At 51.3% G+C, this 12,415-nt stretch carries 11 protein-coding genes; 6 read left to right on the forward strand and 5 right to left on the reverse strand.

Annotation, left to right across the window (positions count from 1 at the left end; all coding sequences use genetic code 11):
• Positions 1-150 precede the first annotated feature (150 nt).
• On the forward strand, positions 151-1,260 hold the full coding sequence (locus AAGQ96_RS02555; protein WP_342754748.1) for an AI-2E family transporter: 1,110 nt from the start codon (positions 151-153) through the stop codon (positions 1,258-1,260).
• Between the two features lie 109 nt (positions 1,261-1,369).
• Here the strand turns inward: AAGQ96_RS02555 and AAGQ96_RS02560 are convergent, their stop codons facing one another.
• The 5 genes from AAGQ96_RS02560 to AAGQ96_RS02580 all read right to left on the reverse strand — a co-directional run bounded on the left by AAGQ96_RS02560 (position 1,370) and on the right by AAGQ96_RS02580 (position 7,816).
• A complete protein-coding gene (locus AAGQ96_RS02560; RefSeq protein ID WP_147194737.1) occupies positions 1,370-2,578 on the reverse strand; it encodes an FAD-dependent oxidoreductase in 1,209 nt (402 codons plus the stop codon).
• Positions 2,579-2,809: 231 nt separating this feature from the next.
• The gene (locus AAGQ96_RS02565; protein ID WP_342754749.1) at positions 2,810-4,192 is read right to left on the reverse strand and encodes a DHA2 family efflux MFS transporter permease subunit; all 1,383 of its coding nucleotides are present in this window, start codon (positions 4,190-4,192) and stop codon (positions 2,810-2,812) included.
• Between the two features lie 28 nt (positions 4,193-4,220).
• Positions 4,221-5,201, reverse strand: coding sequence for a hypothetical protein (locus AAGQ96_RS02570; protein WP_342754750.1), 981 nt, complete (start codon positions 5,199-5,201; stop codon positions 4,221-4,223).
• The gene (locus AAGQ96_RS02575) at positions 5,198-6,340 is read right to left on the reverse strand and encodes a hypothetical protein (protein WP_147194746.1); all 1,143 of its coding nucleotides are present in this window, start codon (positions 6,338-6,340) and stop codon (positions 5,198-5,200) included. The genes AAGQ96_RS02570 and AAGQ96_RS02575 overlap by 4 nt, the downstream gene beginning before the upstream one ends.
• A 48-nt stretch (positions 6,341-6,388) precedes the next feature.
• Positions 6,389-7,816 (reverse strand): bifunctional 2-methylcitrate dehydratase/aconitate hydratase, encoded by a 1,428-nt coding sequence (locus AAGQ96_RS02580; protein ID WP_342754751.1) that lies wholly within the window; start codon positions 7,814-7,816, stop codon positions 6,389-6,391.
• Between the two features lie 440 nt (positions 7,817-8,256).
• Here AAGQ96_RS02580 and AAGQ96_RS02585 point away from each other — a divergent pair, with 440 nt between their 5' ends.
• From AAGQ96_RS02585 to AAGQ96_RS02605, 5 genes are all read left to right on the forward strand, one after another.
• Positions 8,257-9,030 (forward strand): alpha/beta fold hydrolase, encoded by a 774-nt coding sequence (locus AAGQ96_RS02585; RefSeq protein ID WP_147194756.1) that lies wholly within the window; start codon positions 8,257-8,259, stop codon positions 9,028-9,030.
• Positions 9,031-9,122: 92 nt separating this feature from the next.
• Positions 9,123-9,686 carry a peptidylprolyl isomerase gene (locus AAGQ96_RS02590; protein ID WP_342754752.1) on the forward strand — a complete coding sequence of 188 codons (564 nt, stop codon included), beginning with the start codon at positions 9,123-9,125 and terminating at the stop codon, positions 9,684-9,686.
• A 26-nt stretch (positions 9,687-9,712) separates the two neighbouring features.
• Positions 9,713-10,039, forward strand: coding sequence for a hypothetical protein (locus tag AAGQ96_RS02595; RefSeq protein ID WP_147194761.1), 327 nt, complete (start codon positions 9,713-9,715; stop codon positions 10,037-10,039).
• 10 nt (positions 10,040-10,049) lie between these two features.
• On the forward strand, positions 10,050-10,889 hold the full coding sequence (locus tag AAGQ96_RS02600; RefSeq protein WP_342754753.1) for an MBL fold metallo-hydrolase: 840 nt from the start codon (positions 10,050-10,052) through the stop codon (positions 10,887-10,889).
• Positions 10,890-11,055: 166 nt separating this feature from the next.
• Positions 11,056-12,270 carry an acyltransferase gene (locus AAGQ96_RS02605; RefSeq protein ID WP_342754754.1) on the forward strand — a complete coding sequence of 405 codons (1,215 nt, stop codon included), beginning with the start codon at positions 11,056-11,058 and terminating at the stop codon, positions 12,268-12,270.
• The last annotated feature ends 145 nt before the right edge of the window (positions 12,271-12,415 follow it).

A 12,415-nucleotide genomic window follows, 5' to 3' on the forward strand; every position in this document is an offset into this window, starting at 1 on the left:
CCTGCTGAAAAGCAACGGAGGAGGAAGCCAGTGAAGGCGCCAAAATTTGCCCTGCTGTGCCATGATCCATGAGCACCCTTCCCTGGTATTGCAAAAGCGGCGATGCGTTCTATGCTACGGGAGCAAAATTGCAGTTTTTGAGGGAAGAAGATGAGATTCAACGGCCTGACAAAGGGATTTTTTATCCTGATCCTGTTTATAACTACTCTGGCTTTTCTTGATATTTTAAGGCCGTACTACTCCGCAGTGCTGTGGGCAGCCATTCTGGCAGTGATTTTCCATCCGATGAAGAACAAGCTTCGTCAGTACATGGGAGAGCGCAACGGACTGGCCTCGTTCCTGACCGTGGTGGTGATTTGCCTGCTGGTGATCACGCCGCTGGCGGCGGTCGCGTCTTCGCTGGCGATAGAGCTGAATGCGGTTTACACCAAGTTGCAAAACAATAATACCCAGCTGCCGGGGATGTTAGCCGATGTGATGCAGCACCTGCCGCGCTGGGCTCGCCACTCTCTTGCCGAGCATCAGCTTGATACTGCGCCGCGTATCCAGCAAAAGCTGTCGCAGGTGGCGCTTCAGGGCGGACAATATTTTGCCGGCAGCATATTCCTGATTGGTAAAAGCAGCCTGGGCTTCGCGCTCGGCTTTGGCATCATGCTCTATTTGCTGTTTTTCCTGTTAAAAGATGGCGCGTGGCTGGTCAACGTTATCCTGCGTAGCCTGCCGTTAACCCGGTATGTTAAGCATCATCTGCTGGTGAAATTCGCCGCCGTATCGCGAGCGACGGTAAAAGGAACGGTGGTGGTAGCGGTAGTCCAGGGCGTGCTTGGCGGCCTGGCATTTCACTTCACCGGCATCGAGGGCAATCTGCTGTGGGGCGCGCTTACCGGCTTCCTGTCGCTGATCCCTGCTGTCGGTTCAGCCATTATCTGGGTGCCTGTCGCCGCTTACTTTTTCTTCTCGGGTATGCTGTGGAAAGGGTTTTTCCTCGTGGGCTTTTTCGTCGTGGTTATCGGGCTGGTGGATAACATCCTGCGACCGCTGCTGGTCGGAAAGGACACGAAAATGCCGGACTATCTGATCCTGATTTCAACGCTGGGCGGCATGGAAGTCTACGGCATCAATGGTTTTGTGATTGGTCCACTGATTGCCGCCATGTTTATTGCCTGCTGGAACCTGCTTTCCGGGCGGGATCATCAGGGCAACAGCGATGAAATAGATGAAGAGTTTATTGAGGAAGGGAAAACGCCGCCGGGCGTCTGATTCATCACCCTGCGGCCTCAGAGTCGTTTCAGACTGCTGACAAACTCAAAGCGGGTTCCTTGCGCCAGCACTATGTCAACAACCTCAAGCGGCCTCGGGGCCGCTTTTTTTATAGCCCTTTTGGGATTTCGCGATAAAAACCCATCCCTATCAGGCGACCAAACAGGAACGGCAGAAACTTCCTTCGACGTAGCCACAGTTCCATACTGCCTGGCGGCTTGCTGCGCTTCTTCTGTCCGGCTTTGCTAATCATGATTTGCAGTGTTTGTGTCGCCCAGGTTGGGAAGGCACGGCGCTTCTGCACTTTTTGCAGATCCTTCAGGGTCAGGGTGCCTTTTTTCAACGGTGCTGAAAGCAGGTTTGCGGTCGCTACCGCATCCTGAATCGCCAGGTTAACGCCGACGCCACCGATAGGCGACATCGCATGAGCCGCATCGCCAATGCATAGCAGACCAGGCTTCGCCCACTGCTGCAAACGATCGATGCGGATGACCAGCAGCTTAACCCGATCCCAATCGGTAATATCGGCCTGAAGTCGCCCTGCGCTAAAGGGCGAGGCAGCGGCAACCTGCTGTAAAAAAGCAGACAATCCAGCCTGCTTCAGCACGTTAAGGCTCTCTTTCGGGATGGAGTAACCACACTGCCAGTAATCTCCCCGATCGATCATAATGAAATTCTTCTTCGGCCCACGATGCCCCATCGACCACTCCGGATCGTCGGGCAGTTTAGCCACCTTCAGCCACAGCACATCACGAGGCGCGCCAAAGTTCTGAACGGTTAAACCTGCATGCTGGCGAACGGCGGAGTGACGGCCATCACAGCCAATTACCAGCTCGCTGCGAATTTCCTGCGGCTCGCCGTTAACGGTGGCTTTTACGCCGCATACTTTCCCCTGTTCCTCGATCAGCCCATCCACCTGCGCGTTATGAATAAGCGTAAAGCCCGGCAGCAACGCGGCTTTAGCGCTGATAAAATTAAGGAAATCCCACTGCGGCATAAAAGCGATGTACTTGCAGTGGGTGGGAAGATGAGTGAAATCGGCCATTGTGGCCTCTTTCCCGTCGATTTCGCCAAACAGCCTTTCGGCTTTCTGATGCGGCAATGTCAGGAACTCATCCAGAAACCCCAGCCGCCAGATAATCTCCAGCGTGGAAGGATGAATCGTATCGCCCCGAAAATCCCGCAGGAAATCCGCATGCTTTTCCAACACCGTTACCGGAATACCGTTGCGCGCCAGCAGATAACCTAGCATAAGCCCGGCCGGGCCTGCGCCCACGATGCAGCAGGAAGAAGGGGAAGTGGTACTGCTCTGACTCATTGAAACCGCCTGGACAAAAATGCATAGTTGATAATAGTTATCATTTGCCGGGAAGAAGATCAAATGTCCTGGAAAAGAAAACCCGGTGGGCGGCAGACCTTTAAAGAGAGCCGGTCTTAGTGATTTTACTTGAGCAGTGCTGTCAGGTTTTCCGCCACTCTGGCGGTGCTGTCGCTACTGGGATCGGTAGCGACAGCTTTTGATTATGCGTGAAGAGAAGTGGCTGAACGTTTATCGCTGCAGGCGCAGCATGCTGGAGAAGGCCGATAGCGCTGATATCAGGCAGGCCAGTCCAAACACCCAGACGGCGAACTGCATACCTGCATGACTGTTCAGCCCGTTCAGCAGGGCAATCACCATCGCCACCAATGCCGCTCCGATCGATTGTCCGGCAGTCCTGGCCGTCGACAAAACCCCAGAGGCCGTTACCGTGCGATTCGCTGCGACATTCGAAAACATCTCTTTATTATTTGGCGGCAGGAACAGCCCATAGCCGATCCCGCAGACGGCTACCCGCCAAAGGAAATCATTGACCGTTGCGGCTTCCGGCAGCAAAGCCAGCGATCCCAGGCCCACGCAGAAAATCACCACGCCGACGGTGGAGATCTGAGTCGCATTTAAACGGTTAGAGAGTTTTCCAGCGAGCGGAGCACAGATGGCAACGGCAATCGGCCACGGGGTGAAGATAAACGCGGCTTCCAGCACGGAATAGTGGAAGGCATGCTGCAAAACAAACGGCAAACCGACCAGCGCCATCCCCTGCGCCACAAACATTGAGAGGGAAGAGATCACCGCAAAGGTATATCGCCGGGAATGAAATATATCAAGAGGCAGCAGTGGATGCTTTGAACGCCTCTGTGCGTTAACAAAGATGGCGATCAGCACTACCGACGCGATGCCGCACAGCACGAGCGTGCGACTATCCCAGCGTCCGATTTGATCGACAGCGACAACCATCAGACCTAATGCGGCGGCTGAAGTAACGGCCCCTCCCCAGTCAAAGCCTTTTTCCCGTTCGGTATCCACGCCCAAAGAGACAAACGAGAACACAATGGCAAGCGCGCCCAGCGGGAGATTGATATAGAACAGCCAGGGCCAGGAGAGGTAAGAGATGATCAGGCCGCCCAGCGCAGGCCCAATGGCTGTCCCCACCGCAAACGCCAGCGCGTTCAGCCCTAATATCGTGCCCAACGTACTCGGCGGAAAGATAACCCGGTAGAGGCCCAGTCCGACGCTGATCATAACGGCATAGCTTATCCCCTGGAGCACCCGCATCGCCACCAGGACGCCGAAGGTTGGAGAGAGGCTACAGCCCAGCGACGCCAGCGTAAACAGTATCATCCCCGCCGTGTAGAAGCGCCGTTCCCCAATCCGGGAACCCAACGAGGCACAAATCAACATCGCCGCCGCGCTGGCAACCTGATAGCCGTTGGTAACCCAGATAACAGACGCTGAATCCACCTGTAAGGCAGCGGCGATAGAGGGCAGGGAAATATTAACGATGGAGCTGTCGAGCGCGGCCATAATAACGCCGATTAAAATAGCCGCTGCCGCCAGATAGCGTCTTGGTGTCTCGAATCCTTGTTCCAGGGTACTGCTGCTTACCAACGACATATCCTTAACGTCCTATAGTGGATGGGAATTACGCACAGAGGCTTTCAGTCTCTACATTCGCCCCTTCAAGGTAAGCCACCAGGCCCAGCATCAGCACCTCTTCGGGGCTGGCTACTACCGGGGAGCGTGGTACTTTCCAGAGATTTTTACTGCCGTTGATACGGATACTTCTCAGGAAGCAGTAGGTAGTGAGCACGTAGAACCGATTCCGCATACTTTCTCCCATCAGCGGCAGCAGGCCGCCAATTCCTCCCAGTTCCGGGATACCGCCGAGAATATTGCCGTAGTCGGGTTTCGCCAGCACGAACATCAATGCGTCAGCCATCGGCACCATTTTCACCGCATCCTTCACTTCGGCGGCAAGTTCGTGCCAGAACGAAAAGGCGAATCGGGAGAAGCCGAAAAGCGGATCAAGCCCCCGCACCGAAAAATCAGGATCGATAAAGCGGGTTTGGGCGTGTTCTTCGTTATAGAGCACATTGCCAAAGTGAAAATTGAAGTGGGCTTTTTCCACCGATCTGAATTTTTCGGTTTGAGCCAGCTCCAGCGACTTTTCAAAGATTTCACGGGCGGTTTTATTGAATTTCGCGCCGTTAAGCAGGATCGGTTTATCGAACAGGTCGTGTGCGAAACGCGTGCCTTCCCACTCTTCCCGTAATCTTGCTGGCATATCGTCGAACGTAGCCTGTTGGTTATCCATCTCCATGCCGATGGCTCGCTGGACGTTTTCCAACGCATTGATAACGATCATCCTGCGTTCAGCCAGTGGCCGCCGATCGTCAAACACAATATTTGACAGAGGAAGGGCGTCGATCTTTTCAAGAATATAGAACTGCCGTCCCGCAGCCTGTCCGTCATGCAGGATCGGAACCATCAGATCTGGATAGATATCGTGTAGCGCGCGTATTTGATCGACTTCGGCTTTCAATTTGCCGTTGAACATGGCGGAACTGGCTGTCTTAACGACAAAGCCTGAACTCAAAAGATCAACCGTATGGGAGCGGGTCATTTTTCAATCTCCTGAAAAGTGGCGACGGGTAGGCCAAGCGCGATGCTGCGTGCAACTGCGCGAACAACGGCGCTATAGCCAACCGTATTGTTCACGAACGACTGAACGATAATCTCACTCAAGTTCTGGTTTGCCAGCCAGGCCGGACGGAGAATGAGCAGGTGATTCTTATCGGTGAGGATAGTTGAGCATCTGCGCTCCCAGGCATAGGCACGGCTACCCAAAGGCGTTTGGGATGCCCTGACAACATGCGGATGCGTTTCGCTCACGCGCGCGATCGCCGCCTCGATAAGGCCGAGGCTCAACGCACCGCTGTCCTTGACGATAAAACGGTTAATCTGATAGCCGGGCGCATGCACAGGGGCGCGTAACGAAACGGTATTCACTAATGGCGCCCACGGCATCACCTTTTCCTGGCTCATGGCGATTTGTGAGAAGCTTGGACGGAGATTGTCGCGTGCATCCTGCATGCGCCCCTCAAAAGATCGTGTGCCGAGCACGCCGTTAGGCGTATCAGGATGCACGATATCGGTTTCTACCGAGACAATGTGCGAGGCGTTGCAATGAATGGCCCTTAGCGCCTCGGTTATGACACGCAGCGAGGCATGCATCCCATTTGTCTGGCAGGATCCGAGACAATACATGCCGGAATCAACCACCTTGCGCTGAATAGTGCCAATATCATCGCGGGTCAAATCTTCCAGACAGCCGTAGATACTCGGCAGCTCGTTCGCCTCTGCAACGCCCAGCACCACATCGGCGAGCTCCAGCATATTGCGGGCAACAGGGCTGTTCCTGTCCATATCCAGCTTGCTGGTGGCGATAAAGCCAATGTCGAAGCGGCCGATTTGCGATGGACGTTCTTTGGCCAGATCGCCAAAGAAGAAGTAAACTTCGCGACCGTCGATATTAAGCGTGTCGCTACTGATAATGTCGATACGGGACTGCATGCCGGGATGTGCCATTGCCAGGCGAGCAACAATGCCATCAATAGGGCGCAGATCAGGATAATGCTTATCTAAAGAAGGTGGATTTGTCACTACCGTTTGAATAGCGAAACCATCTTTTGCCGGATCGTTCTGAATCAGCAGGTTTGCGCCGATCTCCGCACCACAACCAACCAGTATTGCTTTTTTCACTTCATCACCTCGAGCTAAATTAACAGATATCGTTGTTTTTAATGCGATCTACAGCCAGCAGAACATCTTCAGGAAGTCGGTAACAGGCATCGCATCCAGCTTCGACTCTGAAACCAGGGTGTGGGACAAGGCCGATGAATGGTCGCGCAGCGGGCTGTTTGAAAGATTCAAATGGAATTTAGCCAATAGCGCCTCGAAACACTCTTCACGACGACGGACATGACCGAGCGGATATTCGATGGTTTCAGCGATCTCTTCCGTCATGCCGTGACATTTCAGGTAGAGCGCATTGGGAATGGCGCGTTTTTCCGGGTCGTAGTAGCTTTCGGTAAAGGAAGGTCGTTCAGTGCAGGTAATCTTCATGCGCAGTGCATCCAGCTGTGGATCGGAGGCGAGCGGTTCGTGAAAATCCTGAACGGAGAGATTGCCGGTTTGCAGGCCAACAGCAACCATATACTGAAGGCAGTGATCGCGATCGGCGGCGTTTTTCAGCGGCCCCGACTTATCAATAATCTGCATTGCCGGCCGCGTCGTTTCCACCCGGACATATTCAATGCTTTCAGGTGAGAATCCGGCGGCGACTATCCGCTCGCGCAGGTTAATGGCCGCTTCTACGGCGGTCTGCGCATGATACTCAGCAGGATTGGGAACCTTGAACAGGATATTTTTGATGACAAAATCTGACAGCTTGCGCGACAGATTAAAGGGCTTGCCGCGTAAAACTGCATCATCGAACCCCCACCGGCTGACGCTAAGCGCGGTTGGATAGCCCATTTCGCCACTTTGGGCGAACAGCGCCAGTTGCAGCCCGCGTGCCGTCGCGTCACCCGCTGCCCAGGACTTGCGCGTGCCTGCATTTGGCGCATGCCGGTAGGTTCGGAGGGAATGGCCATCAATAATGGCGTTGGAAAGGGCGCTTAACGCCTGATCTTTTGACAGGCCGAGCAGTTGAGCAGAAGCGATCGCCGAGGCCAGCTTAACCAGCACGACATGATCGATGCCCAACGCGTTAAAACAGTTCGACAGGCAGAGCACCCCATGAATCTCATAGGCGCGAATCATCGTATTCAGTACGGCTGCCATATCTGGTTCCGGCTGGCTATCATCAGCCAGGCTACGCCATGCTGCGGCTGCCAGGATAGCGCCCAGGTTATCGGACGGATGTCCCCACTCTTGCGCCAGCCAGGTGTCGTTATATTCAAGCCAGCGGATCATCGATCCTGTCTGAAAGGCTGCCTCGATCGGTCCCAACTTTAACGCGGTCCCCATAACAGGAACACCCTCGCTGCTCTTGCTGAATTGCGCGCTACGCATCAGTTTTAAACAGTCACCATCGCCGGAGGCGGCAATCGCGCAGCCTGTAGAATCCAGCAGGCAAAACCGCGCCAGGCGTAAAGTCTCATCATCAAAGATTGACTGCTCATAGGCATAATCAACCAGTTCAACCATTACCTTATCAAATTCGGCCTGCGCCATAATTTATCCCATAAGCTAAAATAAATTTTCGGAAAAATAAGTAACAGCGACCCGCTACGGATATATGCAGAGAAGGGAAATCAACAGTGCTGCCCTGCGGTTAATCTCCGGGTCTTGTTCGCCAGATGTTATTTTTCATGTTAATAAAACGCCAGTGAATAAAATCGAGGCACTCATCGAAAATATGAATGTTCTGGCGATATTCTGAAAAAGAAACGTTTTTCAACCGAGGATTTATGAACAGGATTCAATAATTTCGATAGCGGCATCGAAATTATCCATTAGAGAGAAAACGGCGATTGCTCTATTAATAGAAGCGCCAGCATAGTCCTGTGGCCTGACAGAATTCACCGCCTCCATCAGTAAAGATTGCTGGTTAAAATAGCGCAAGCGATGGAATGGGCGATACAGAATAAAAAAATAAAAATGGGGAGTGTTGAATGTTTATTCGGCCGCTTAAATTAACTCAGTACGTCGACGTGCAGGGGCCAGAAAATGCGAAAACGTTGGTACTTCTTCATTCACTGGGAACGGATTTACACCTGTGGGATTTGCAAATGCCGCGTTTAACCGAGCGCTATCGCGTGGTGCGCCTGGATATCCGCGGACATGGATTAAGCGCAATTGATGCTCTGCCATTTTCCATGTCCGATTTGGCCGACGATGTCGTAGCCGCGCTCGATCACCTGCATATCAATGCGTTCTATGTTGCAGGGGTTTCAATTGGAGGAACCATAGCGCAGTGGCTCGGATTCAAGATACCCAAACGGGTGCTGGGAATGGTGATCGTCGATACTTCCCTGGTTAATGCCGCTCCGCCGTCGCTTTGGCGAGCCAGGGCTGAAGATGTTTTTCACCACGGTGTTGAACATCTCGAAATGGGCATTTTAAGTAAATGGGTCACGCCGAAGTTTATCGACACGCCAGAGGCAGACGGTCTGAAGCAGATGCTACGTCGTACCACCGTTGAAGCCTTCGCAGGATGCTCCTATGCCATCGCCGATACCGATCTGACAAACATGACTTTTCCACGAGTAAAAGCGGTTGTGGTGAGGGGAGCCGATGATCAGCTCACGCCACAGGATTACGCGCGGAGCCTGGCGGAAAAGTGGCATGCCGAGCTGCATATCATACCTGGAGCGGCGCATTTACCCAATTTCGAGCAGCCTGATGCGCTTACGCATGAAATCCTTTCGTTCATTGATGCGCACTGATAAGCCTTCCTGAGGGATGTACGAGCGCAGTTAATGAGCAAATTAAGCCCGGCAGAGGATAAAGATCCTGTCGTGCGATTGGAGAAAAACTGATGAATCGTCGGAAATTTATTGGCGGCGGCCTGGGCCTGTGCGCCGGTGCGCTGATCTTGCCTGGGATATTTAACCGGACAAATGACCAACATGACCTCATTGAGATGAAGCTGAGCAGTGGGACAGTGATCATTAGCTTGTTTCCCGAGCTGGCTCCCAACCATGTGGAGCGTATTAAAGCGCTGGTGCAGGCTAAGTTCTATGACGGCATGCCCTTTGCGCGAGTCATTGAAGGTTTTATGGCGCAAACAGGTAACCCGGTAAAAGAGGTGGGCCTGGATTATTTAAGGCTACCGAAGCTGGCGGCAGAATTGAACAGCCTGCCGTTCGAACGCGGAACCTTGGGTATGGCGAGATCCAGACATCTACACAGCGCCAGCCATCAGTTTTTTATTACATCCGCCAGATCGCGCTTTATGGATCAACGTTATACGGCTTTTGGCAAAGTAACGCGCGGCATGGAGCTGATTGATCAACTCCGCCGTGGAAGTGCTGAAATCGGTACGGTGGTCAATCCTGACATTATAAAAAGTATGCGGTTAACCACGATTAACGCAGCGTAAATATTCATTCGCAGGAGCGAGGCAAGATGCCCAGTATTACCCTCTACACATCCGCAGGCTATCGGCTCAACGACAATGCCTTTGCAGAATTTTCAACCTCGTTAGCCACTATCGCTATGAAGATATTGAAAGCGAAAGAAAACAATATTCATATTAGTTACCTTACCGCTGAGATAGGTTTTGGTACACCGGTATACTTTGAAGCAAGGCTAAGGCAGGAAAATTTTCGTACCGTGCCGGTGTTGGAAGAATTTTTGTCGCAGGTCGATTTGTTGATTAGGGAAAAAATAGGAGTCGTCGCGAGAATCCGCTGTTTCTCGTATGAATTAAATAACATTTATGCAAAGAACTAAGGAACACACTATGAGTACAACATTTCCAACAATCGATCTCGGTGATATGTCGGTTACTGCAGTAAGCGACGGATATCTGCACGTTGACTTCGGAATGCTTTCTAATGTCAATGAAGCGGAGTGCGAAAAAATTCAGAGCGACGCGCAGGTAAACGGTCATAATGATGTGCATATCAATACTTTTCTGGTACGTCGCAACGGCAAAAACATTCTGATTGACAGCGGAGCCGGTGGTATTAAGGGCTGGGGCGGCGGGTTGGTTGCTAACCTGGCGAAAATGGGCCTGGAACCCGGTAATATTGACGCGGTGCTTCTGACGCATGCTCATCCCGATCATATTGGCGGCTTACTCAATGCAGAAGGCGAGGCGGTATTTAGCAATGCCGAGCTGGTCATCAATAACGATGAGTATCGCTACCTCGAGGATGATAAAAACTTTGCGGCGGTAGCCGATCGGGTTAAGGGGAATTTCCTTCTGGCAAGAAGCATATTCAAAAAGTATCAGGAGAATCTCCGTCCGTGCGGGAAAGGTGAAGTGCTTCCTGGTATTTTTGCTACTCCGCTAAAAGGCCATACGCCAGGCCATACGGGCTACAGAATTGAAGGCAGTAAAGAAAGCCTGCTTATTTGGGGCGATATTGTCCATTTCCCACATATTCAACTGCTGAAGCCGGAAGTGACAATCGCCTTTGATTATGACGCTCAGGTGGCGGCAGAAACCCGTTCTCGCGTGCTCGATATGGTCAGTTCAGACCGTGTACTTGTCGGCGGCATGCATTTTGGAGAGCAGGGATTCGGCCATATTGAAAAATGGAAATCAGGATATGGGGTTGTAAATATCAAAGAATAAAAATTGCACAGAGCATTATGCTCTAAAAAATAATTTACTTATCGAATGGCAAGGCAATAAATACCGACATTTTTGATTATGTTGCTTTGCCTTCACTGATTTTTCTGCGTATCGCTATCTCTCAGAATATATTTTGTATGTCAATACTGTCTTCATGGGGAATATAATGAATTCTGCGCTTAATAGAGAAACAGGTGTTGACGCCGTTCGCGGCGACATAAACAATTTTAGTGAAGATCCATCATTAGCCACGCGGAACTTACCCACGCTGCCCAAGCTTCCTTCGCTAACGGGGAGCAGGTTCTGGGCCGCGTTTTTAGTTTTTTTATTTCATTCATCGCTGCCCAGCGATCTCGCGCCGTTTTCAGATCCCACTACACAACATATATTTACGGTGATGGTGGGTAAAGCGGGCTGGCTCGGCGTTTCATATTTCTTCATACTCAGCGGATTTATTATGGTATGGTCCGCGAAAGATAACGATACTCCAGGCGATTTCTACCTGCGGCGATTTGCCAAAATTTACCCTACTCACTGTCTGACTTGGGTAATAGCGTTCATTATTGGTGCGACCAGCTTGTACCACTATAAACTCTGGTCCTCGAACCTGCTGCTATTGAACACCTGGTTTGATGACGTGCATTACTTTTTTGTGGGTAACCGGCCCAGCTGGTCACTTTGCATCGAAGCCATGTTTTATCTCTCCTTTCCTTTCCTTTTCAGAATAATGAAAGCAATGCCGGAAAAGTTCGATTTATTCGGATTGTCCGCTATTACCGTAGCCTCTCTGTTGGTTCAGACCGCTATTTATCTCTGGGTTGAGCCAAATCATATGATGGGGGCCTTTCCGATTTCCCAGCAGCATTTTTGGGTTTCGTATATTTTCCCGCCGGCACGAATATTTGAATTTCTTGCCGGTATGTTTGCCGCAAGGTTGTTAATCAATGGACGGGCTCTTGTACTCAGAAAAACAGCTTCGCTTGCCTTGCTGGCTGTAACTTACGTCGGGTCGATGTATATTCCTTACCAGTTCAGCATGAGCGTAGTTTTCATTATTCCTGTATGCCTGCTAATCATTTCCATGGCGGGTAACGATTTGGAAAACAAAAAGACGGTGTTAAATAACCCGACGTCCGTGTGGCTGGGGGAAATATCTTATGCATTCTATATGGTTCACTTTTTAGTGCTGTTCTATTTTTTAAACCTCACAGCCGGAAGAAAGTTTAGCCTGGCGGAAGGCATCGGGCTTATCGTCGTTGCGTTGGTGCTGTCAGTCTCTCTCGCATCTTTTATGTATAAGTACTTTGAGGTGCCCATGATGAAGTTAATTCTGAATAAGTTCAGAACGAAAGGACTGGTCATTATGCAGAAACCTTCATAATCAGTAAAAACGAGAGTAAGAGCATACTGATGAGATAACAGGGAACTTATTAAGGCAGAAGGGCATGTATCAGATACATGCTCTCAAACTCCCTGCTGGTTCAGTAGAGGGGCCGACTGGCTATATACGCTTTGGAAACAGGGAA

It is taken from the genome of Pantoea sp. MBD-2R (assembly GCF_039134845.1).
Taxonomy (GTDB): domain Bacteria; phylum Pseudomonadota; class Gammaproteobacteria; order Enterobacterales; family Enterobacteriaceae; genus Erwinia.